The 23,060-nt window shown below is 71.2% G+C and carries 16 protein-coding genes; 7 read left to right on the top strand and 9 right to left on the bottom strand.

All coding sequences use genetic code 11. From position 1 onward, the window contains the following. The first annotated feature begins 114 nt into the window (after positions 1–114). A complete protein-coding gene (glnA, locus tag ACIG5E_RS17785; RefSeq protein WP_396534359.1) occupies positions 115–1,527 on the top strand; it encodes a type I glutamate--ammonia ligase in 1,413 nt (470 codons plus the stop codon). Positions 1,528–1,654: 127 nt separating this feature from the next. Here glnA and ACIG5E_RS17780 read toward each other — a convergent pair whose 3' ends face one another. Beyond that, a complete protein-coding gene (locus ACIG5E_RS17780) occupies positions 1,655–2,371 on the bottom strand; it encodes a PP2C family protein-serine/threonine phosphatase (protein WP_396534358.1) in 717 nt (238 codons plus the stop codon). Positions 2,372–2,535: 164 nt separating this feature from the next. Beyond that, positions 2,536–3,753: a cytochrome P450 gene (locus tag ACIG5E_RS17775; RefSeq protein WP_396534357.1), complete on the bottom strand. Its 1,218-nt coding sequence runs from the start codon at positions 3,751–3,753 to the stop codon at positions 2,536–2,538. Positions 3,754–3,855: 102 nt separating this feature from the next. Here ACIG5E_RS17775 and ACIG5E_RS17770 point away from each other — a divergent pair, with 102 nt between their 5' ends. Further along, positions 3,856–4,212 carry an arsenate reductase family protein gene (locus tag ACIG5E_RS17770; RefSeq protein ID WP_396534356.1) on the top strand — a complete coding sequence of 119 codons (357 nt, stop codon included), beginning with the start codon at positions 3,856–3,858 and terminating at the stop codon, positions 4,210–4,212. Between the two features lie 15 nt (positions 4,213–4,227). Here ACIG5E_RS17770 and ACIG5E_RS17765 read toward each other — a convergent pair whose 3' ends face one another. Next, positions 4,228–4,698, bottom strand: coding sequence for a pyridoxamine 5'-phosphate oxidase family protein (locus ACIG5E_RS17765; protein WP_396534355.1), 471 nt, complete (start codon positions 4,696–4,698; stop codon positions 4,228–4,230). Positions 4,699–4,813: 115 nt separating this feature from the next. On the opposite strand from ACIG5E_RS17765, the gene ACIG5E_RS17760 reads away from it, so the two are divergent. Together ACIG5E_RS17760 and ACIG5E_RS17755 are read left to right on the top strand one after the other, a co-directional pair. Next, positions 4,814–5,362, top strand: coding sequence for a DUF1697 domain-containing protein (locus tag ACIG5E_RS17760; protein WP_396534354.1), 549 nt, complete (start codon positions 4,814–4,816; stop codon positions 5,360–5,362). Between the two features lie 126 nt (positions 5,363–5,488). Further along, positions 5,489–6,034, top strand: a complete 546-nt coding sequence (locus ACIG5E_RS17755; protein ID WP_396534353.1) for an FHA domain-containing protein — start codon at positions 5,489–5,491, stop codon at positions 6,032–6,034. A 12-nt stretch (positions 6,035–6,046) separates the two neighbouring features. Here the strand turns inward: ACIG5E_RS17755 and ACIG5E_RS17750 are convergent, their stop codons facing one another. After that, positions 6,047–7,009: a DUF1152 domain-containing protein gene (locus ACIG5E_RS17750; protein WP_396534352.1), complete on the bottom strand. Its 963-nt coding sequence runs from the start codon at positions 7,007–7,009 to the stop codon at positions 6,047–6,049. A gap of 69 nt (positions 7,010–7,078) precedes the next feature. Between ACIG5E_RS17750 and ACIG5E_RS17745 the strand changes: the two genes are divergently transcribed. Continuing rightward, on the top strand, positions 7,079–7,684 hold the full coding sequence (locus tag ACIG5E_RS17745) for a DUF6891 domain-containing protein (RefSeq protein ID WP_396534351.1): 606 nt from the start codon (positions 7,079–7,081) through the stop codon (positions 7,682–7,684). A 240-nt stretch (positions 7,685–7,924) separates the two neighbouring features. Here the strand turns inward: ACIG5E_RS17745 and ACIG5E_RS17740 are convergent, their stop codons facing one another. Both ACIG5E_RS17740 and ACIG5E_RS17735 read right to left on the bottom strand, forming a co-directional pair. Beyond that, on the bottom strand, positions 7,925–8,722 hold the full coding sequence (locus tag ACIG5E_RS17740; protein ID WP_396534350.1) for a hemerythrin domain-containing protein: 798 nt from the start codon (positions 8,720–8,722) through the stop codon (positions 7,925–7,927). 173 nt (positions 8,723–8,895) lie between these two features. Then, positions 8,896–9,957 (bottom strand): alpha/beta hydrolase, encoded by a 1,062-nt coding sequence (locus ACIG5E_RS17735; RefSeq protein ID WP_396534349.1) that lies wholly within the window; start codon positions 9,955–9,957, stop codon positions 8,896–8,898. A gap of 419 nt (positions 9,958–10,376) precedes the next feature. Here ACIG5E_RS17735 and ACIG5E_RS17730 point away from each other — a divergent pair, with 419 nt between their 5' ends. Continuing rightward, positions 10,377–11,129 carry an SDR family oxidoreductase gene (locus ACIG5E_RS17730; RefSeq protein WP_396534348.1) on the top strand — a complete coding sequence of 251 codons (753 nt, stop codon included), beginning with the start codon at positions 10,377–10,379 and terminating at the stop codon, positions 11,127–11,129. 155 nt (positions 11,130–11,284) lie between these two features. Here the strand turns inward: ACIG5E_RS17730 and ACIG5E_RS17725 are convergent, their stop codons facing one another. From ACIG5E_RS17725 to pulA, 3 genes are all read right to left on the bottom strand, one after another. Beyond that, a complete protein-coding gene (locus ACIG5E_RS17725) occupies positions 11,285–13,021 on the bottom strand; it encodes a carbohydrate-binding module family 20 domain-containing protein (protein ID WP_396534347.1) in 1,737 nt (578 codons plus the stop codon). A 236-nt stretch (positions 13,022–13,257) separates the two neighbouring features. After that, positions 13,258–15,588: a M4 family metallopeptidase gene (locus ACIG5E_RS17720; RefSeq protein ID WP_396534346.1), complete on the bottom strand. Its 2,331-nt coding sequence runs from the start codon at positions 15,586–15,588 to the stop codon at positions 13,258–13,260. A gap of 573 nt (positions 15,589–16,161) precedes the next feature. Further along, complete coding sequence (gene pulA, locus ACIG5E_RS17715; protein WP_396534345.1) at positions 16,162–21,639, bottom strand: pullulanase-type alpha-1,6-glucosidase; 5,478 nt, start codon at positions 21,637–21,639, stop codon at positions 16,162–16,164. A 395-nt stretch (positions 21,640–22,034) separates the two neighbouring features. Here pulA and ACIG5E_RS17710 point away from each other — a divergent pair, with 395 nt between their 5' ends. After that, positions 22,035–23,000 carry a phosphatase PAP2 family protein gene (locus ACIG5E_RS17710; protein WP_396534344.1) on the top strand — a complete coding sequence of 322 codons (966 nt, stop codon included), beginning with the start codon at positions 22,035–22,037 and terminating at the stop codon, positions 22,998–23,000. Positions 23,001–23,060 lie beyond the last annotated feature (60 nt).

Below are 23,060 nucleotides of genomic sequence, written 5' to 3'. Positions count from 1 at the left end.
TACGACTTTGCCGCCCGTTCGGCGGTCGTGGTTAACATCTAGGAAACGAGCGGGTCACCGACTGGAAACGACCCATTCCTAGGGTGAGCCCAATTCGCACGCCGAGGAGGATGGATGTTCAACAACGCCGCCGAAGTGAAGCAGTTCATCCAGGACAACGACGTGAAGTTCGTCGACGTCCGCTTCTGTGATCTGCCAGGCGTCATGCAGCACTTCTCCGTACCTGCGGCGACCTTCGATCCGTCCGAGACCCTGATGTTCGACGGTTCGTCGATCCGCGGCTTCCAGGCCATCCACGAGTCCGACATGGCCCTGGTCGCGGACCTTGCCACCGCCCGCCTCGACCCCTTCCGGGCCGAGAAGCACCTCAACATCAACTTCTTCATCCAGGACCCGGTCACCGGCGAGGCCTACAGCCGCGACCCCCGCAACGTCGCCAAGAAGGCCGAGGCCTACCTCGCCTCCTCCGGCATCGCCGACACCGCCTTCTTCGGGCCCGAGGCCGAGTTCTACGTCTTCGACTCGGTGCGGTTCGAGACCAGCGCCAACGCGTCCTTCTACCACATCGACTCGGAGGCCGGCGCCTGGAACACCGGCGCCGCCGAGGGCGACGTGCGCGGCTACAAGGTCAAGTACAAGGGCGGTTACTTCCCCACCCCGCCGGTCGACCACTTCGCCGACCTGCGCGCCGAGATGTCCCTGGAGCTGGCCAAGTCCGGCCTGCAGGTCGAGCGCCAGCACCACGAGGTCGGCACGGCCGGCCAGGCCGAGATCAACTACAAGTTCAACACCCTGCTGCACGCCGCCGACGACCTGATGCTGTTCAAGTACATCATCAAGAACGTCGCCTGGCGGAACGGCAAGACGGCCACCTTCATGCCCAAGCCGATCTTCGGCGACAACGGCTCCGGCATGCACGTCCACCAGTCGCTGTGGAGCGAGGGCTCTCCGCTCTTCTACGACGAGCAGGGCTACGCCGGCCTCTCCGACACCGCCCGCTACTACATCGGCGGCCTGCTCCGGCACGCCCCCTCGCTGCTGGCCTTCACCAACCCGTCGGTGAACTCCTACCACCGGCTCGTCCCCGGCTTCGAGGCGCCCGTCAACCTGGTCTACTCCCAGCGCAACCGCTCGGCCGCCATCCGCATCCCGATCACCGGCTCCAACGCCAAGGCCAAGCGCATCGAGTTCCGCGCCCCGGACCCGTCCTCCAACCCGTACCTGGCCTTCTCCGCCATGCTGATGGCCGGCCTCGACGGCATCCGCAACAAGATCGAGCCGCTCGAGCCCGTCGACAAGGACCTCTACGAGCTCGCCCCCGAGGAGCACGCCAACGTCCCGCAGGTGCCCTCCTCCCTCCCCGCCGTCCTGGAGGCCCTGGAGGCCGACCACGAGTACCTCCTCGCCGGCAACGTCTTCACCCCGGACCTGATCGAGACCTGGATCGACTTCAAGCGCACCAACGAGATCGCCCCGATCGCCCTCCGCCCCCACCCGCACGAGTTCGAGCTGTACTACGACCTGTAGAGGCCGCAGTTCGTCGAGGTGTGCCCCGGCCGGATCGCTCTCCGGCCGGGGCACACCCGTGTCGCCACCCGGGAACCGGCCGGCGGGCCGGGCCGGGTGAGGGGCGCGGCCCATTCGGGGCCGGGGGCTATTCGGGGGTGAGAGCGAGGACGGCGAGGTCGTCGTCGCCGCGGTCGGCGGCGTCGCGCAGCACCGCGCGGTCCAGCTGGTCGGCGAGTTCGACCAGGCCCGGGGTGTCGTAGGCGGCCGCCCGGAAGGCGCCGAGCACGTCGGCGACGGTACGGACCGCGCCGAGGCCCTTGCCACGGACGTCGCCGAGCAGCACCCGGACGCCGAAGCGGGTGTCGCACACCTCGTACAGGTCCCCGCCGACCAGCACCTCGGCCTGGGCCGGGCGGTAGAGCCCGGCCACCCGCAGGCCGCCGGCCCGCTCGGGCACCGGCCGCAGCACGGTGCGCTGGAGGGTCTCGGCGACCGTACGGGCCTGCAGCAGGTTGCGGTTCTGCCGGGTGCGCTGCCAGGACAGGGCGGTGCCCATCGCCCCGGAGAGCACGGTCGCGATGTACACCCAGACGTGGTGCTGCTCGTTGATGTGGCCCGCGCGCAGGGCCAGCAGCAGTTGGAGGGCCAGGGCGCCGCCGGTGGTGGCCGCGGTCAGCACCGGGCCGTAGCTGAACGCGGCCACCACGGGCAGTGCGGTCAGCAGGAAGCCGGCGGCGACCGCGTGCGGGACGACGGCCTCGGCGGTCAGGTCCAGGAGCAGCAGGATGATCGGCAGCCAGAGCACCCAGCGCGGCACCCGGGGCTTCGCGACCGCGAGCTGCGGCGGGCGGGGTGCTGACACGGCGGGGACCTCCTGGCTGACCGGCCTGGGTGATTCACGAGGAATGACCGGATTCGTCCCTCCATGCTCCCCCACGAACGGCCCAGCCACGAACGGCCGAACGTCCCGGGTTCCGGGCCGGGGGCGGCGGAGGGCAGAGGAAGACGGTGCAGGTCAGCCGGTGGTCACCGCACGGTCACCGGGAGCGTCTCGTAGCCGCGCAGCACCAGGCGGTCGCGCCGGGTCGGGACGCCGCCCTGGGCGAGCCGGGGGAAACGATCCAGCAGGGCGGGCACCGCGACCTCGCCCTCCATCCGGGCCAGCTGGGAGCCCAGGCAGAAGTGGGTGCCCCCGCCGAAGCTGAGCGGCTGGCTGTCGGTGCGGGTCGGGTCGAACACCCCGGGCCGGTCGTACCGGGCCGGGTCACGGTTGGCCGCGCCGATCAGCAGGGTCAGCCCGCTGTCGGCGGGGACGGGCAGGCCCTCGATCGACAGCCCCTCCGCCAGGGCGACCCGGCCGGTGGCCTGCACCGGGGAGTCAAAGCGCAGCACCTCGTCGGTGAAGCCCGCCGGGGTGACGGCGCCGCTGCGCAGCCCGGCGGCCGCCTCGGGGTGGCGGAACAACAGGGCGAGGCCGTTGCCGAGCAGGTTGGTGGTGGTCTCGAAGCCGGCCACCAGCAGCAGCACCAGGTTGGCCAGCAGCTCCTGGCCGGAGAGCCGCCCGCCGCCGTCGGCGGCGATCCGGGCGAGGTCGCTGACCAGGTCGTCCTGCGGACGGGCCAGCCGCTCGGCGACCAGCTCGGTGAAGTACCCGGACAGCTCGTCGGCGGCCCGGTCGGCCTCGTCCAGGTCGTCGAGGTCCTGGACGATCTCCAGGGCGACGGTCAGGTCGGAGGCCAGGCCGCGGAAGCGGTAGCGGTCCCGCTCGGGGACGCCGAGCAGCTCGCAGATCACCCCGACCGGCAGCCGGAAGGCGAAGGCGTCCATGAAGTCCACCGGGGAGCCGTCGGCGCCCTGCTCGGCCATCTCGTCCAGCAGCCGGGCGACCGCCGCCTCCACGGCCGGGCGCAGCGCGGCGACCCGGCGGGCGGTGAACACCGAGGCGATCAGCGAACGGACCCGGGGCTGGTCGGGGGCGTTGCGCTGGAGGATCGAGCGGCCGAACAGGGCTAGCGATGAGTGCTCGGCGAACTCGGGGGCGAGGCCGGCCATCATGTCGGCGGTCGCCACGCCGAAGGCGGACGTGCGCAGCACCTTGTTGACCGCCGCGTAGCCGCTCACCACGAACATCCCGTCCCCGGCCGGGGCCACCGGGCCGAGCTCGTGCGCCCTGGCGTAGAGCGGGTACGGGTCGTTCCTGACCTCCGTGGTCATCAGTTGCTCGATGATCGCAGCGCCGTCCATGTGATGCTCCCCTCCGACGTTCCTGGTTCGTGAACCACCGGTGGGCCCGGCGGAGTTCCCGCTGCCGGTGGGTCGGCCGGAGTCCCGGATAGGCTGGCGGGCATGGAGATCTGGATCAACCCGCGCTGCGGCAAGTGCCGGACGGCGCTCACCGAGCTGAACGCCGCCGGGGTGGAGTACACCGTGCGGCGCTACCTGGAGGACACGCCGACCGTGGCCGAGCTGGAGCAGGTGCTGGCGCGGCTCGGCCTGGAGCCGTGGGACATCACCCGCACCGACGAGCAGGTCGCGAAGGACCTGGGGATGAAGGAGTGGCCCCGGGAGGAGGGCGAGCGGGCGCGCTGGATCGCGGCGATGGCCGAGCACCCCGTGCTGATCCAGCGCCCGATCATCACCGCGGACGACGGGCACGCCGTCGTGGCCCGGACTCCCGAGGCGCTCAAGTCCGTTCTGCCGTAAGGCCCGTCCGGCCGGTCAGTGGAGCTGGATCTTCTCCACCGGCCGGCCCGGGTGCCAGTTGAGGACCCACAGGGCGTCCCCCTCCAGGGCGGTGTGCACCACCTGCTGCAGGTCCAGCCGGAACAGGTGGAACGGGGTGGGCGGCGGCTCGGGCAGGTCGGCCGCGAAGGCGGCGAGCTCGGCCTCGTCGGTGACCTCCACCGCGCGGCCGGAGAACTTGGAGTCCCCGCCGGCCATGGTCTCGTCCCCCGGGTGGGCGTGCAGCGCGAAGCGGCCGTCCCGCTGGAGGTCGCGCGCCTTGACCGCACCGTACATCGACCCGAGCCAGGCGTCGGCGCCGACGAAGTTGACCTCCGTGCCGCTCACCCGGGGTGAACCGTCCTTGCGCAGCGTCGCCAGGACGTGGTGTTTGTCGGCCTCGAACCGGGCCCGCACCAGGGCCGCGAGTTCGGGTGCCTCCTGCTCGAAATCCTGCCAGGTAGCCATGGCGCCAGTCTGGCACCCGGCACCGACACCCGCCGGGCGCGAACGACGCCGGGAGGGAAGCGGGAGCGGTGGGCGACGGGCGGGCGCTGTCGGTGGCCGGTGCCAGACTGGCGGGGTGACCACCACGACCACGTACATCGCGTTTCTGCGGGCCATCAACGTCGGCGGCCGGACGGTGAAGATGGAGCGCCTGCGGGCGCTCTTCGCCGAGCTGGGGCTGGGGAACGTCCGCTCGTACATCCAGAGCGGGAACGTCTTCTTCAGCACGGACGAGCCGGACCGCGCCGCGCTCACCGCGCGGATCGAGGAGCACCTGGAGCAGTCGCTCGGCTACCCGGTGCCGGTGCTGCTGCGGACGGTCGACGAGGTGGCCGAGCTGCTCGCCGCCGAGCCGTTCCGGGGCATCGAGGTGACGCCGGACGTCCGGCTGGTGATCGCCTTCCTCTCCGAGCCGCTGCCGGCCGAACTCGCCCTCCCGTACCGCTCGGTGAAGGGCGACGTCGAGGTGCTCGGCGCCGGCCCCGGGGCCGCGTACGTCGTGGTCCACCTCCAGGACGGCAAGTGGGTCACCAAGGAGATGTTCGGCGGGCAGTACCGGGGCGCGGTGACCTCCCGGTTCCTGCACACCACGGAGAAGATCCTGGCGGCCGCCCGGAAGGGCTGACGGGTCGTCCGCCCTACTGGAACCGCGCGGGTGGGGCGGGCGTCTGTCGCTCAGTGATGTACGAACCGTGCGCCGGACCGCGGCGTGATCTGGACAGTCCGAGCCGGTCGATCCGACAATCGGGCCATGACGCAGCCTGAACTCCCCACCGGCGCCGTCCGGCCCTCCGACGCCGAACGGGACCAGGCGCTCGGGGTGCTGCGGGACGGCGCGGGCAGCGGCCGGCTGTCGCACGACACCTTCCTCGGCCGGATGGACATCGTCCTGCAGGCCACCAGCCGCGACGAGTTGGACGCGGCGGTGGCCGGGTTGCCCACCGGCGGGCCGGTCGAGCGGTTCGTGCTGCGGACGGTCGGCCGGGTGTCCGCCTTCGGCGACCGGCTGAACCGGGCCTGGCGCAGGGAGCGACTGCCCGGGTTGAGCCTGCCGCAGGCCGGGGCGGGGCTGTTGACGATAGGACGGATCCCCGGCTCGGGGCTGCGGCTGCACGACGCCTCGGTCTCCCGGCACCACGCCGAGCTGCGGCACGAGAACGGCGGCTGGGTGCTCTACGACCTCGGGTCGACCAACGGCACCCACGTGAACGGGCGGCGGATCGCGGGCGGGATCCCGGTGCGGCCGGGCGACCAGGTGCGGTTCGGCAACCTGGAGTTCCGGCTCGCCCCGCACTGAGGCCGCTACGGGTCAGTGCGGGAACTGCCGGGGCGGGCGCTGCCGGGGCAGTTCGTCCCGGAACTCCTCGATGGCGGTGCTGATCTGCCGGGTCAGCACGGTGTGCTCCAGCCGGTCCAGATAGCGGTTCTCGGCGGCCAGCGCCTCGACCGTGACGCCGAAGTAGAGCGTCATCAGCGGATTGACGAAGAGCTCGGCGTCCTTGGTCCGCTCGGTGAACCGCACGTCGCCGAACTCGCCGCGCAGCGCCGCCGCCACCGAGCCGTTGACGATGCTGGGGTGCTGCGGGAAGGCCGCCCGGGCGTGCTCGACGGCGTCCAGGTAGAGCGCGCCCTCCCGGCTCCCGCGCGGGATGGAGAAGGCGCCGAGGTAGCCGCCGGCCCGGTCGATCGCGGCGAGGTTCTCCAGCACCAGGGCGTGGTTGACGCCGTGGTGGGCGTCGATGCCGAAGCCCAGGCAGGCGACCAGCCGTTCGGACACCTCCGTCAGGCCCGCGACCGCGGCCAGGCTGGCCATGTCCTCCTCGGGGGTGCCGAGCCCGGCCTCGTCACCGCGCATCAGGATGTCGGTGCCGCCGTCCACCAGCAGGATCGCGTCCACGCCCAGGTGGGCGACGAGTCCGCGGTAGGCCTCGCGCAGCAGTCGGACGCCGACCGTCGGGAACGCCCACACGGTGTCGGGCATCCCGTGCAGCCGCAGCCAGCGGGCCAGGGTGCGTTCGGGGAAGTAGCCCTCGGGGGCCGCGGTGTCCGGCCGGATCATGGCCACGTCGGGCTCCTGCCAGACCTCGCCGGGCAGGCCGTAGAGGTGGGTGAAGGAGAGGTTGGCCAGGTGCACCTCCTTGCCCGCGGCGCGCAGGGCGAGGGCGATCGGCAGTCCGGCGTACACGTCGAACCCGCCGCCGGCTCCGGCGACCAGGATGCGCTCGGCGGCCAGCAGCCGGGTGATCAGCGGGGGTTGCAACAGAGAGGTCACCGGCGGACGGTAGCGCACCGGTGGGGGCCGCGGACCGGAATTGTCAGTGGCAGGTGCGAGGATCCGGGCATGACCCAGGACACGGCGCTCACCCCCGACGTGCTGCTCGAAGCCCAGGAGCGGGCTCGCGAGTTGATCCGGTGCGGCTTCCAGGAGCCGGACGAGATAGCCGAGTCCCTGGTCGAGGTCCTCGACGACCAGGGGCTGACGCAGGAGGAGGCGGAGCGGATCGTCGCTCCGCTGTGGACCGAGCGGCTGGCCGAGCAGGCCGACTGGCCGGAGACCACGGACGTGGACCGGCTGGAGGACGCCTTCGACCTGCTGGAGGAGCAGGGCATCGTCGCGGCGATGGACTTCACCTGCTGCGCCGGCTGCGGCTACGCGGAGATCGGCGGCGAGGCCGACGAGGACTCGCGGGGCTTCGTCTTCTTCCACCAGCAGGACACCGAGGCGGCCGCGGCCGGGCGCGGACTGATGCTGCGCTACGGCACGTTCCGCACCGGGGAGAAGTCGGGCGAGGAGTCGGAGGAAGCGGCGGGGCGGCGGACGACGGAGGTCGGCCGGGCCGTGGTGGCCGCGCTGGAGCTGGTCGGTCTTCCGGTGGAGTGGAACGGTTCGCCGCGGACGGCGATCCGGGTCGCCCCGCTGGAGTGGCTCAACCGCCTGCCGGAGTAGGGCCGGTGGGGCACGCCCAGGCGTCCGCCGAGGTCCGCCGAGGCCGGTCGCGCGCCGGGGAGCGCTGCGGGACTGCGGCCTTCGGGAGGAAGGAAGCGGGGAGGGATGGGGCGAATCACCCAAGGAACCAGGGGAGTTGAGCGCCTGCCCGATCAATGCCTGCGGATCCCCCGACGCCGGGCATATGTCAGCGACACGTGCCACGCGCGTAGATCAACGGCCCGCGAAAAGGCCCGGCACTCAGTCGACGAGGCTCCCCAGGCTGCCCTCGGACGCGTCGCCGCCCGCCGGCCCCCACAGCGGCGCGGTGCAGCGCTGGTAGGTCGCCTGCCAGTGCGGCCAGTTGCGGGCCACGTCGTCGTCGCACTCGGCGAGCAACCGCTCGACCCGCACCGGGTCGACCCCGTCCAGCAGCCAGGCCAGCGCGTCCGCCGTGCCCGGGCCGTCCGCCGAGCGCAGCAGGTCGAGCAGTTCGCCGAGGCCGCCGAGCCGGGAGCTGTCGGTGACCACCCCGTCCATCCTGGGCAGCAACTGCCGCTCCTCGATCCTCAGGTGGGTCTCCAGCCGGGCCGCCAGGTCCTCCATCGCGTACGCGACCGGCCAGGCGCTGCCGGTGTCCCGGCTGGCGATCCGGACCAGCGTGGTGACCCGGGTGAACGAGTGGTCGAGGTTGTGGTGGTCGGCCTCCAGCCAGTTGAGCAGCAGTCGCAGCTCGGGCGCGAAGCGCCGCACGATCGGCCAGATCCGGGTGTCCTGCTGCTCGTGGTGGCAGGTCAGCATCGCGGTCATGAAGGTCCAGTGCCGCAGCAGCGCCTCGCCCTTGTCCTCCTCGTCGGGCTGGAGCAGCCGCAAGGCGTTGGGCAGCCGGGCGAGGTCCCGGCGCAGCGCGGCGTGCACCAGCCGCAGTCCGGCGAACCGGACGGTGAACGGCTCCTCGTCCGCGGCCGGCCCGTACGCGTCCGCGCCCCGGGAGTCGACCCCGGACCCTGCCTGCGCGGGGACGGAGGGGGCGGGCTGGGGCAGCAGCTGGATCGGCATGGCACTCTCTTCACGACGTGGTGAGGCGGACGGGGCGGCCGGTGAGGACCGCCCCATCCAAGGTGCTCGCAGTCGATCAGAAACGAATCAATGTCCGATTGACGCGCAGGTCACGGGCCTGCGCGCGGGCCGAGTGCCCTCCCGTCGGAAGCGGAACCGGGTGCCGCTCCGGGTCAGTCCGAGGCCGGGCCCGCCAGGTTGGCGGTGAGCCACTGCAGCGTGTCCGGGATCATCTTCTTGAAGTCCGAGGTCAGGTGCTTGCCACCGGGCTGCTCGTAGTACTGGATGGTCACCGGGGCGACGGCCTTGGCCACCCAGCTCTTGACCACTTCCTTCTCGTAGCCGTTGGCGCCGCCCGCGGTGACGTACATCTTCACGTCAGCCTTGCCCTGGGTGATCAGCAGGTTGGGGTTGTTGGCGGCCTTCTCGGCGTCGTGGCCCTTCCACAGCCCGGAGTCCGGGATGAAGTAGCCGTCGATCGGCACCGCGGCCTTGTAGACGTTCGGGTACTGCAGGGCGAGCTTGGCGCTGCAGAAGCCGCCGGTGGAGGCGCCCATGATGCCCCAGCTGTCGCGGCCCTGCAGGGTGCGGAAGTTGGCGCGGACCCAGGCCGGGATGTCCTCGGCCATCCAGGTGCCCATCTTGGGCTGGCCCGGGATGTCGGAGCAGTCCAGCGCGTTCTTCTCGTCGCTGTTGAAGTTCTGCACCGGCATGATCATGATGAACGGGTGGGCCTTGCCCTGCTTGGCCAGCTGCTCGTCCTCCTCCTGGATCGGCAGCTGGTTGTCGGTCCAGGTGTTGTAGCCGTTGCTCTGGCCGCCCGCGTAGAGGGTGAGCACCGGGAAGCCGGTCTTGGCGAACTTGGGGTCGTTGTACTCGGGCGGCAGCCAGACCCAGACCTGGCCGGTGACGCCGGACTTCGCGCCGGTCACCTTGGTCATCATGATCGGGCCGGCGCCGGTGTCCCGGACCTTGCTGAGGCTGGCGGCCGGGCCGGTCGGCATCAGCACCTTCCCGTTGGCCGCGGTGGGCTGCTCGGCGGCGGGCGTGCCCGCGGCCGTGGTGCCCGCGGCGGCCGGGGTTCCCGAGCCCGCGGTCGCCGCCGGGGTGCCGTCGGCCGAGGAGTTCTTGCCCTTGCCGTCGTCGGAGCCCCCGCAGGCCGCGAGCGAGGCGGCCAGGGTGAGCACGGCGACGCCGGTCAGGACGGCACGGGAACGGGACGACTGCCTAAGCACGGTGAGGACTCTCCGACCGATGTCGCGCCCGGTCCGTCTGACCGGGCGGCGGCCCCCCGGTGGGGCCGGACAGGCCCGGGGGCGCGGCGCTGTGCGGTCCCCGGAGCGGTGGCGCGCCGTCCCACGCGGAGGCGCACCTTCCTGCGATCTTATGACGTGGGCCGGGGTCGCCCGGTTGCGAGGCGGCCACCGGAAATCCAATGTTTGTTCGCGATCAGGTAAAGCCCTTCACCGCTCCCGTCGGTCGGCGGGGGCCGGACGGCGGGGGCCACAGCCACCGACCTGCCCGGCCGTCCGGTTTTTGGGTGCTTTGACCAGTGACGGCGGCCCGCACATCCGGAACGATCTCCTCAGAACGCTCCCGGCGCCGGCCGGGCAGAGCGTGACCGTACCGGTATCGAGCCACCGAGGAGAGCGCCATGATCGAGCAGGTCGCCGTCGTCACCGGAGCCGGCAGCGGCGTCGGCCGGGCCGTCGCGGTCGAACTGGCCGCGGCCGGCTGGCGGCTGGTGCTGGCCGGGCGCCGGGCCGAGCAGCTGCGGGAGACGGCCGACGCGTTCGCCGCGGGCACCCTGCCCGCCGAGGTGGTGCCGACCGATGTCACCGACCCGGCCGCGGTGGACGCGCTGTTCGCGACCGCCGCCGAGCGCCACGGCCGGGTGGACCTGCTGTTCAACAACGCCGGCACCTTCGGTCCGGCCGTCCCGGTGGACGAGCTGGCGGTCGAGGACTGGCGGGCGGTGGTCGACCTCAACCTGACCGGCGCTTTCCTCTGCGCCCGCGCCGCCTTCCGGCAGATGAAGGCCCAGGACCCGCAGGGCGGCCGGATCATCAACAACGGTTCGATCTCCGCGCACGTCCCGCGCCCGCACTCGATCGCCTACACCGCGACCAAGCACGCGGTCACCGGTCTGACCAGGTCGCTGTCGCTGGACGGCCGCCCGTACCGGATCGCCTGCGGACAGATCGACATCGGCAACGCGGCGACCGACATGACGGCCGCGATGGGCGCGGGGGTGCGGCAGGCGGACGGCCGGATCGCACCCGAGCCGACCATGGACGTGGCGGACGTGGCACGCACCGTCCGGCACATGGCCGCGCTGCCGCTGGAGGCCAACGTCCAGTTCGCCACCGTGATGGCGACGGCCATGCCGTACATCGGGCGGGGTTGAGGACGTCGGCCCGTACGCCCTCCGCCGATCCGGCGGTACCTGACTCGCCGGCCGTACGGCGACCAGCCGACCTTCCGGAGCCCGAACTGGAGCTCTCGCGCAAAGGAGCGACCCCCGTCAGCCCACGGCTGACGGGGGTCCCGAGACGTGGAGACCTACGGCCGCCAGGTGTCGTTCAGCGTGACGTTCCCCGAGGCCGGTGCGGTCGCCGTCCGGTTGGCGCCGGACTCCCAGGTCACCGCCCCGCTCGCGTCCTTGATGACGTACTTGTACTGGAAGGACGTGCCGCCCGGCAGCGAGAGCGCGAGCGACCAGACCGGGTAGCCGGCCGAGGACAGCGGCAGCGCCTTGGCCGCGTCCCAGCCGCCGAGCGCCGGGGCGTCGCCGACCACGTAGACGTTCTGCCCGTACGCGGTGGTCGCGTTGACGTTGAAGGAGGCGCCGGAGACGGTCGTGCCGGGCTGGACGTACAGCGCGACCGCGTCGCCCGCGCCGACCGTCGCGGTGAACTGCCCGTTGGCGCCGACCTGGTACGTCGGGCCGGTGCAGCCGCCGCCCGGCTGCGGGTCGCCGTGCTGGACGTCGCAGTACGTGCCGGCCGGCAGCCCGGTCTGGAAGGTCCGGGTGATCGCGCCGCTCTCGTGGTTGATCGCGACGTAGCCCCGGTTGCCGCGGCCGAAGGCGATCGCGTTGTTGCCGTCGGACCACCAGTCGGTCACCCCGGTGCCCGCGACGGCGTTGCGGAAGCCGACCATGTTGGCGATCTGCCGCCAGGCGTGGGTGCAGTTCCAGCCGTCCTGGTAGCAGGCGTTGACGGTGCCGCCGTTCGGCGGGCCGTCGTCGTTGCTGGTGAAGCTGTAGCCGGAGTAGATGTTGGGCGAGCCGTACGTGGAGGCCAGCAGGAAGACGTTGGCCAGCGTGTAGGTGTTGCCGTAGGTGTAGTTGAGGGTGGAGCCGTTGCGCTCGGTGTCCCAGTTGTCGATGAAGCTGCGCGCCTGGTTGCTCGGCAGGTAGCCCCAGGAGGCGCCCCAGTTGCTGAGGCTGGCGAGCTTGTCGCTGGTGAAGACGCGCTTGAGGTCGGTGCCGACCCGGAACTCGTCGACGTCACCGTTGCCGGTGTACTCGGAGGGCTGGATCGGTTCGCCGGCGCCGTAGATGACCTCCTGCACCCAGTAGGCGTTGGGGTTGGCCATCCGGGCCTTGATGGCGGCGAGCTCGGTGGCGGCGATGTGCTTGGCGGCGTCGATCCGGTAGCCGTCGACGCCGAGCGAGCCGAGGTCGTCCAGGTAGTGGGCGATGGTGGTCTGGACGGAGGCGCTGCCGGTGTCCAGGTCCGCGAGGTTGACCAGTTCGCAGTCCTGCACATTGGTGCGGTCCTGGTAGTTGGTGATCGGCTGGCGGCAGCTGTGGAAGTCCTGGTCCTGGTAGGTGCCGGGGTAGTTGTACTTGGTGTACACCGTGCCGCCGGTGCCGGTGCCGGAGCCGGCCGTCATGTGGTTGACGACCGCGTCGGCGATCACCTTGACGCCGGCCGCGTGGCAGGTGTCGACCATGTTCTTGAAGGAGGTGCGGTCGCCGAGCCGCCCGGCGATCTGGTAGCTGACGGGCTGGTAGGAGGTCCACCACTGCGGGCCCTGGATGTGCTCCTGGGGCGGCGAGACCTCGACGAAGCCGTAGCCCTTCGGGCCGAGGGTCGTGGTGCAGGCCTGGGCGACCGAGTCGAAGCGCCACTCGAAGAGGGTGGCGGTGACGTCCTTGCCGTTGTTCGCGGGCGGAGAGGCCTGGGCGGCGGGGGCTCCGAGACTCCCGGTGAGCGAGAGCGCGAGCGCCGCCGAGGCGGCGAGCGCACCGGCCGCGCGGGCGGGCCGGCGGTTGGGGGCGGTGGTGACCACGTTGTCTCCTGGGGGTGGCTGGGGGTGGGGCAGCCGGGTGAAACCTGCAGGAAGTTTCTGTAACTTGCCGGAAACTTGCAGCGCTGAACCTAGAGCGACCCGTAGGGGCCGTCAAGAGTCACGACTGAACGTTTCTGCAACACCCCACACCGAGGAGCGTGACAAAGGCCCGGCAGCCGTAGCCGCCGGGCCCTCACCTGTCCTGGTTCACCGGTCCCTCAGGAGCCGGTACGGCCTCAGCCGGTCTGGACCGAGGTGTCGTCGATCACGAAGCTCGTCTGCAGCGAGGAGTCCTCGGTGCCGGTGAACTTCACGGTGACGGTCTGGCCCGCGTAGGCGGAGAGGTCGAAGGTGCGCTGCTGGTAGCCGGTGGCGGCGTCCGCGTTGGAGTAGGTCTTCAGCGTGGTGCCGTTCACCGACACGGTCAGCTTGTCGTACGCCGTCGAACCGGTCTCGGCGGTGTCGATGTGCAGCCAGAAGCTCAGCGTGGCCTTGCAGCCGGACGGGATGGTGACCGTCTGGGACAGGGTGTCGGTGTGGCTGCTGCCGTAGCCGTCCAGGTACGCCTTCCAGCTGCCGCCGTGGGCCGGCTGCGAGGAGCTGTTGTCGATCACGCCGCTCGAAGCCGTCCACGGCGCCGCCGTGCCGGTCTCGAAGCCCGGGTTGCCCAGCAGTTGGGCCGGGGTGCAGGAGCCGCCGCCACCGCCGGTGACCGTCCAGGTGAAGCTGGCGGTGCCGCTCTTGCCGGCCGAGTCCTTGACCGTGACCGTCACGTTGGAGCTGCCCGCGGTGGTCGGGGAGCCGGTGATCACGCCGGTGCCGGCGTTGATGGCCAGGCCGGCCGGCAGGCCGCTGGCCGAGTAGGACAGCGGAGCCGTCCCGCCCGAGGCCTTGATCTGCAGGTTGACCGAGCCGCCCACCGCGGTGGACTGGTTGCCCGGGCTGGTGACGCTGACCCCGCCCGGGTTGGGCAGCGAGCCGACGTTGACGGCGGCCCAGGCGGTGGCGACCGCGTTGTACTCGGCGCTGTTGGCGCCGTACAGGTCGGTGGCCGCGTTCAGGGTCGCGGTGCGGGCGGCGGCGTAGTTGGTCGTGGAGGTCATGTAGGCGGTGAGCGCCTTGTACCAGACCTGCAGCGCCTTGTCACGGCCGATGCCGCTGACGGTGATGTTGTTGACCGTCGGGCTGTTGTAGCTGAAGCCGTTGATGGTCTTCGCGCCGCTGCCCTCGGACAGCAGGTAGAAGAAGTGGTTGGCCACGCCGGACGAGTAGTGGACGTCCAGGTTGCCGACGCCCGAGTACCACGAGTCGGCCGAGCTGCCGTCCTTGGAGGGCTGGTCCATGTAGCGCAGCGGCTTGCCGTCGCCGTTGATGTTGATCAGCTCGCCGATCAGGTAGTTCGGCGGGTTGGCGGGCAGGTTGGCGTAGAACTCGACGCCGGTGCCCATGATGTCGGAGGTCGCCTCGTTGAGGCCGCCGGACTCGCCCGAGTAGTTCAGGTTGGCGGTGGCCGAGGTGACGCCGTGGCTCATCTCGTGGCCGGAGACGTCGAGTTCGGTGAGCGGGTGGGTGTCGCTCGTGCCGTCGCCGTAGGTCATGCAGAAGCAGCTGTCGTCCCAGAAGGCGTTGACGTAGCCGGTGTCGTAGTGGACCCGGCTCATCGCGCCGACGCCGTCGTTCTTGATGCCGGTGCGGCCGAAGGTGTTCTTGTAGTAGTCCCAGGTGACGGCGGCGCCGTACTGGGCGTCGACGGCGGCCGACTCGCGGTTGCTGACCTGGCCGTTGCCCCAGGTGTCGGAGGACTTGGTGAACAGCGTACCGTTGCCGGACGTGCCGTTGGCCATGTCGGTGGTGTACTGGCCGCCGCGGGTGGCGTCCTTGAGCGAGTAGGTCGAGCCGCTCTGGGTGGTGGTCAGCGGGACGGTGCCGACGAAGACGCCGGTGCCGGTGCCGCGCTTGATGCCGTCGGCCTTGCTGAGCACGGCACCGGTCTTGGCGTCGGTGACGACGTGCAGCTTGCTCGGGGTGCCGTCGGACTCGCGGCCGTTGACCACGGTCTCCCAGGCGAGCTTCGGGGTGCCTTCGGCGGCCCAGACGACCAGCCGGGGCGCGCCGTCGACGGAGCCCTGCTCGGCGGCGAGCGCGGCCTCCTGGGCCTTGGGCGCGGCCAGCGCGGGGGTGGTGTCCACGCCCGCGAGGCTGGCCTCGCTGGCCTTGGTCACGCTCTTGGTGGCGCCGGCGGCGTCCTGATGGACGATCAGGTCGCCACCGAGGACGGGGAGTCCGGCGTAGGTGCGCTCGTAGCGCAGGTGGCGACCGCCGTTGGCGTCCTGGACGGCGTCCTTGGTGACCAGCTGCTCCTTGCCGTCCAGGCCGAGGGCCTGGGCGAGGGAGGCGGTCTGCTGGTTCGCCGAGGCGATCAGCGCGGCCCTGCCGGCCTGCTGGGAGGCGACGGCGGTCGGCGCGTCCGGGGCGGCCTGCGCGATCACCGGTATGCCGGTGACCAGCAGCGCGGTGGTGGCGGCCAGGACGACTGCCGCCTTCCGGGCGTGAGCGTGACGTGACATGCGGACTCCTTTTCCGACCGGCGCGCCGAGGGGATCAGCCCAGCGCGCACGGTGGAGAGAACCTGGGCCGCGGGGTTGCGGCGCAGTGGGGGCCCCCGCCGGGTGCAACGGGGGTGCGGATTGCGGTGCTCACGAGTCGTGCAGGGGTTCGTTGCAGGTCGGGACGCGCTGCACCTGAACTGGAGCAGCTGCACCGGGAGGTGGGGCCCCCTCGTCTGCAGCCGGAGGAATCGTGGCAGCAAACGCGCCGTCAATGACAGATGCATGCCACTGATTGGCCGATTCATTACCGAAGCCGTATGCACCACGGTTGGTCAATTGTGTTACGGCATGACCAAGTCTTGAACACGGTTTTCATGCCATTCGTAAAGTTCGATCACCACCGGAGGTGACTGACCAGCGATCAGGCCCACCGCCCGCCCCGCCGGGTGGCGGGCAGCGCCGCGCCGGGGCGGCACGTCACACTTCAGGCCGTGCCACCACCGGATTCCGGCCATTCCCCGGCCGGAACGGAACCGGGCCCCGCACCGCCTGAACGGCGGTACGGGGCCCGGGAGTCGAACGTCGGCGGAATCAGCTCTGCACGAACACCGCCACGGTACGACCCGGCACGGTGAAGGTGCCGGTCGCGGCGTCGAAGCCGGACTGCTTCACCACCTGGTCCACCCCGCCCGCCTGGACCGGGTGCAGCGCCTGGCCCGTCCCCTTCAGGGCGGCCAGGGTCTGCGCCTGCGCGGTGGGCGTGGCGTTGAAGACCACGGTGATGCCCTTCTCCGCCCCGGCCAGCCCGGTGCCGTCCAGGTGCAGGGTGATCACCCCGGGCGTCTCACCGGGCGTGCCGGAGAGCGGGTACGACAGCCGCTGCTGGACGTCGGCCAGGGTGGGCAGCGAGAACAGCGGCGAGGACTGCTTGATCCGCAGGAAGTCCTGGAACTGCGCCGTCGTCGCCCGGATGTCGGCCGCGCCCACGGTCAGCCTCGGGTCGGCCAGCAGGGACTTGGCCGTCGGCCAGAGCTCCTGGTTGTCCTTGGCCATCGGCAGGCCGCGGCCCCAGCCGTTGCCCGCGGCGGCCCCCGTCAATGGATCGGGCCAGTGGATCGCGTTGAACCAGTCCCCCGAGTCGTAGGAGTTGGAGTCGAGCGACTTGGAGCGCAGCAGGTCGCTGCCGGCCTGGGCGAAGCCCGCGCCCTGGGTGAGCGCGGTCAGCGACAGCCCGAGCGCCTGCATCCGGGCCCGGTCGGCGGGCGCGGTGCCGGTCGGCAGCTTGTACGCCAGAGCGTCGAACAGGTCGGTGTTGTCGTGGGCGTCCACGTACTCCACCGCCTCGCCCGGCTTGGCCGCGTACCCGGTCGGGGAGCCGTTGTAGTCGACCTGGGCGCCGGTGACGGCCTTCCCCGAGCTGTCGGTGAAGGAGTACCCGGCCAGGTTCCCGGTCAGCCCGACCTTCAGCTGGTCCATCTGGTGCAGCAGCCGGGCCTTCTGCTCCTGCGGACTGCCGTTCGCCGCCGAGCCGTTGGGGTCGGTGTACAGCCCCGAGGCGAAGCCCTGCTGGGGCGCGGAGCTCAGCATGAAGTTGCCGCCGCGGGCGGCGTCGCGGAGCCGGTCGTCGAAGGTGGCGATGCCGGTGCCGGCCATGTTGGCCTGGGTGGCCTGCTCGAACCGGGCGTTGTTCGCGACGGTGCCGAAGTTCCAGCCCTCGCCGTACAGGAAGACGTTCTTGCCGTCGACGCCGTCGGAGTCCGGTGTCATCTTCCGCAGCGCGGCCTGCACGTCCAGCATGGTGGACTTCGGGTCCAGGCCCATCAGGTCGAAGCGGAAGCCGTCGACCTGGTACTCCCGGGCCCACAGCGTCACCGAGTCGACCACCAGCCGGTTCATCATGGCGTGCTCGGGCGCGGTGTCGGCGCAGCAACTGTCGGTCGTCACCTTGCCGTTGGCGTCCAGCCGCTGGTAGTAGCCGGGCACCACCTGGTCCAGCACCGAGTGCTCGGCCTGGCCGCTGGCGGCGGTGTGGTTGTAGACCACGTCCAGCACCACCCGCAGCCCGGCCGCGTGCATCGCCTGGACCATCCGCCGGAACTGCACGGTACGGGCGGTGCCGTTCGGGTCGGTCGAGTAGGAGCCCTCCGGCACGTTGTAGTGCAGCGGGTCGTAGCCCCAGTTGTAGGCGTCGTCGGCGGCGACGGCCGCCACGCACTCCTGCTGCTTCGGGCCGTCCGGGGGAAGGGACTTGAGGTCACAGGGCGGCAGCTTCTGGTCCGCCCGGTTCTCGTGGATGGTGGCGATGTCGAAGGTCGGCAGCAGGTGGACGGTGGTGACCCCGGCCTTGGCGAGGTCCCGCAGGTGCCGCATCCCGGCCGAGTTCGACTCGGTGAACGCCAGGTAGGTGCCGCGCTCGGCGACCGGGACGGTGGTGTCCTCCACCGAGAAGTCCCGGACGTGCAGTTCCTGGATCTGCTCCTTCGCGGGCGGGACGGCCGCCGGGCGGGGCTGGTCGTCCCAGCCCGCGGGCTTGAGCTCCTTGGCGTCCAGGTCGGCGACCAGGCTGCGCCTGGAGTCGGTGGACAGCGCCACCGAGTACGGGTCGGTGACGGTGTTGACCACCAGCTGCTGCACCGAGGACGCCCAGACCTTCACCTGGTACAGGTAGTACTTGCCGTCCAACTCCCCCTTGTCCCGGACGAGTTCCCACACGCCGGTCTCGTCGTCCAGCTTCAGCGGCAGCGTCTTCGGGTTGCCCCCGGTGGCGCTGTCGAAGATCTGGACGGACACCTGCTGCGCGGTCGGCGCCCAGAGCGAGAGGGCCACCTTGCCGTCGTAGTAGGCCGGGCCGAAGTCCACCTTGCCGGTGCGGCCGGCGTACAGGTCGTCCAGCACGCCCGGGGTCTGCACCCCGGTGGCGGCCAACGCCGCTCCGCTGGGCAGGTGTTCGGTGAACAGCAGCTGGCTGCGCAGCGCGGCCGGGACGCGCGCGGTGTCCCGGGCGTCCACGGTGAAGGCCCGGCAGCCCGCCAGGTGCGGGTACTTGGCCTTCTGGGCGTCGGTGAGTCCGCCCGCGACGGGGGTGAGCCGGATCCACTTGCCGGGCTTGGTCAGCACGCCCTTGTCGGCGCGGATGCCGCCCTCGGGGTCGTAGACCAGCTGGGCGCTGGTGCCGCCGGCCAGGGCCTGGTCGGTGGCACCGTAGTTCGCCGGGACGACGACGGTCTTCGCGTCGATCCACTGGGCCTTGGCCCCGGAGAGGTCCAACTGCGAGGAGGCGGCGGGGTCCTGCGGCAGCAGGTAGCCCTCGCGCCCGCCGAGGATCCACACCTCCTTGCCGTTGACGGCGAAGTCCAGCGACTGGTCGGCGGGCAGGTCCTTGTCGTTGCCGTTGTGCAGGATGTAGCTGAGGCTGGTCGCCCCGGCGGCGAGCGGCACCTCGAAGACGGCGCCGAAGGCGTCGCGGCGCACCGGCAGCAGCGGCTTGCCCCAGTCGGTGGGGTTGGCGGCGCCGGTCCAGTCGTGCAGGCCCCAGCCGTCGTAGTCGCCGTCGGCCCGGTTGTAGTGGATGACGGCGGTGCCGGCGGGCTGGGTGTTCGCCGGGCCGGGGTCGGCGGTGCGGACGGTCGGGTCGCCCTGCTTCAGCCAGACCTCGCCGGTGGTGCCGACGTCGATGTGGCGGTCGGCGTCCACGTCCTTGACGCCGTTCTTCTCGACGATGAAGCCGACGTCCGAGGCGCCGGGCTTGAGCCGCACGTACGCGAAGGCGCCGTACGCGTCCCGCCCGGTGAAGGGGTGCCCGGCGGGCCACTGGGTGCCCTCGCCGTCGGCGAGGTCGCCCCAGGCGTAGAGGTTCCAGCCGTCGTAGTCGCCGTCCGGCCGGTTGTAGTGGACGACGGCGTACGGGCGGGCGCCGGCGGTTGGCACCGGCTTGGGCGCGGGGGTGCCGGTGGTGAAGCTCGCGGTGGCGGAGCGCAGGTGGCCGCTGGAGTCCTGCAGGACGGCCTTGTAGCGCACCACCGTGCCGGGGGCGACGGCGCCGAGGTCCTGGGTCACCGCAAAGAGTCTCCGGCCGTCAGAGCCGGACTTCCCCGTGTCGGCCGTCCCCAGCGTCTGCCAGGGCCCGTTGCCGATCTGGGCGGCGAAGCTGACCCGGTTGAAGCCGCCGTCCGCCTTGGCGCCGACCGTCACGAGCCCGGTGGATCCGTCCGCGGGCGGCTGCACCGAGAGCTGCGGCGCCGCCGCGACGGGGGCGAGCTTGCCGCCGGCCTTGAACACCACGGAGGACAGTGCCGGGACGGTGACGGTCACCTTGCGGTCGCCGCCGCTGGTCAGCCGCTCCCCCGCCGACGGGTAGATCCGGTCGAAGCCCATGCCCGCCGAGAAGGTGTCCAGCGTGACGGTCTTCGCCTCGGTGGCGTTGTTGACCGCCACCAGGTACTCGACCTGCTGCCCGGCGTCGATCCGGGAGAAGGCGTACACGCCCGCGCCGTCGGCGGCGTAGCGCTCGATCTGCGCGCCGTCGGCCAGCGCCGGGTTGTCGCGGCGCAGCTTGGCCAGGCCCTCGATGCCCTGGTAGAGCTCGCCACCCTGCCCGTACCGGTCGGCCGGTCCGGAGGGGCCGCCGAGCACCCGGTCGCTGTTGTAGGAGGCCGTCCTGGAGGCGAACATGTCCTGCCGGGCGTCCTTGTCGCCGCCCGCGCCGGTGAAGCCCTGCTCGTCGCCGTAGTAGACGACGGGCTGGCCGCGGGTGAGGAACTGCAGCTCGGTGCCGAGCCGGTCCTTCTTCAGCAGGGTCGCGTCGTCGGCGCCCGGGTTGTCGGCGAGCAGGAAGGATCCGAAGCGGCCCATGTCGTGGTTGCCGAGGAAGGTCGGCAGCTCGTAGGCGTCGGTGTCGGCGCTGGTGTAGCGGTAGTCCTGGCCGTAGACGTCGGCGAGGTTCTTCGCCGAGCCGCCCTGGGAGACGTAGGAGCGGGCCGCGCCCTGGAACGGGAAGTCCAGCGTGGCCTGCAGCCTGCCCTTGGTGACGTAGGGCGAGGTGACGGCCGGGTCGCCGGAGTAGACCTCGCCGAACATGAAGAACTTCTTGTTGCCCTGCTTGGCGGCGAAGTCCTTGAGCGCGGGGGCCCACTGCTGCCAGAAGGCCATGTCGACGTGCTTGACGGTGTCGATCCGGAAGCCGTCCACCCCGGTGTCCTTGACCCACTGCTGGTAGACCTGTTCGAAGCCCTTGACCACCCGGGGGTTCTGGGTGTCGAGGTCGTCCAGGCCGCTGAAGTCGCCCTCGGTGGCGGACTCGCCGACGAAGGTGGAGTCGCCGCGGTTGTGGTAGAGCGCCGGGTCGTTGAGCCAGGAGGGGTTCTTGGCCTTGGCGTCGGCCGGGGCGCGGAAGACCGGGGTGTAGGGGAAGGAGTCCCTGGTGATCTTCGGCCAGGGGGCTCCGGAGTCGGCGACCGCGGTCTCGTCGACCGGGTTGCCGTCCGCGTCGAGGGTCGGGTACGCGCCGGTCGAGCGGTAGGTGTGCTGCTGCTCGGCGTAGTCGATGACGTCGGCGGTGTGGTTGGTGATGACGTCGAAGAAGACCTTGATGCCGCGCGCGTGCGCCTTGGCTATCAGCTCCTTGAGCTGCTCGTTGGTGCCGAAGTGCGGGTCGACCTGGGTGAAGTCGGTGATCCAGTACCCGTGGTAGCCGGCCGAGGCGTCGGCGCCGCTGCCCTGTACGGGCTTGTTCTTGAAGATCGGGGCCATCCAGATCGCGGTGGTGCCGAGGTTCTGGATGTAGTCGAGCTTCTGGATCAGGCCGGCCAGGTCGCCGCCGTGGTAGAAGCCCTTGTCGCTCGGGTCGAAGCCGTTGTCCAGCCGCCCGCCAGTGATGCCACCGGTGTCGTTGGCGGTGTCGCCGTTGGCGAAGCGGTCGGGCAGGACGAAGTAGAACTGCTCGCGGGTGAGGTCGTGCCGCCCGGCGGTGGCCGCCAGCGCGGCATCGGAGGGCGGGGCCGGCGGGGCGGCGGCGAGGGCCGCCGGGGCGCTGCCGAGGGTGGCGGCGGTCAGCACGGCGGCCAGCAGCACGGCCGTGCGGCCACCATGGGGGATCCATGCAGCGCGGTGGGGACGACTCCGTCGGGGACGGAGCGGCGTATCGGCCACTGAGAGGCTCCCTTAGGGGAAGGGGCGATCGATTTCCCAGGAAGCTAGCGGCCTGCAATATGTTTCAGCAAGATGCAGAAACCGTTTCGTGCCGGAAAAATCCAGGCCAGCGGGCCTGCCGGCCACCCCGGTTACGGCCCAACGGCGTACGGCGTGACAATGGGACGTATGTCCGCCCCACCGGTAAGCACCAGACCCGCCCGCACCCCCTACCCCGGTGGGACCCGCCCCCTACCCCTGGAGGGGGACAGCCGGTGAAGAATCCACTTCCGGAGGATGAGCAGACGGCTACGAGCGGTCTGGCAGACTTCTCGTCCATGGGGGAACCGACCGAGATCCAGCGAGGCGACGCCGGACGCGCCGACGCGGCCCACGACGGCGGTTCCGAGGCAGCCCGGGCCACCGCGGCCCGGCAGCCCGAAGGAGCCACCCGTGTCGCCCAGTCCCGTACCGCCGCCCTGCGCGACCGCGTCCGCGACCAGCGCCGCTCACCGGCCCGGCCGCGGATCTGGTTCGAGCTGGCCCTGATCGGGATCAGCTACTGGCTCTACTCGATCGTGCGCAACGCCGTCCCCGAGCAGGAGGCGGTGGCGCAGCGGAACGCGCGCTGGATCTGGGAGCTGGAGCACCACCTCGGCATCGCCGTCGAGCGCTCGGTCAACCACACCATGGACAGCGTCGGGTGGCTCATCACCGGGATGAACTACTACTACGCGACACTGCACTTCATCATCACCATCGGCGTACTGGTCTGGCTCTACCGCAGCCACCCCGGCCGCTACGTCGCGGCCCGCACGGTGCTGTTCGTCACCACCGGGATCGCCCTGGTCGGCTTCTACTTCTTCCCGCTGGCCCCGCCCCGGCTGATGACCGGCGGCGGCTTCATCGACACCGTCCAGACCCATCACACCTGGGGCTCGTTCGCCTCCGGTCCCGCCGCGCACGTCTCCAACCTGTACGCGGCGATGCCCTCGATGCACATCGGCTGGTCGATGTGGTGCGGTCTGGCGATCTTCTACCTGGCCCGTCGGACCTGGGTCCGGGTGCTCGGCCTGATGTACCCGCTGGCCACCCTGACGGTCATCATCTCGACCGCCAACCACTTCTGGATGGATGCCGTCGGCGGCGAGATCTGCCTCGCGGTGGGCTTCCTCACCGCCCGCTGGCTCTACCACGAGTGGGTCTACAAGCTGCCGCAGGTGCCCACCCGGGAGACGGCCGAACAGCCGGTCACCGTCCCCGAGCAGTGGAGCGAACCGGCGGTCAGCAGCGCCCGGCGCTGACGCGGTACGACGGGAACGCAGGAGCAGGGGCCCCTCCCGAGGGGCCCCTTTCCACATGGG

It is taken from the genome of Kitasatospora sp. NPDC053057 (genome assembly GCF_044546945.1).
In the GTDB taxonomy this organism is placed as follows: Bacteria; Actinomycetota; Actinomycetes; order Streptomycetales; family Streptomycetaceae; genus Kitasatospora.
This window is presented reverse-complemented; position numbering and strand designations above follow the sequence as displayed.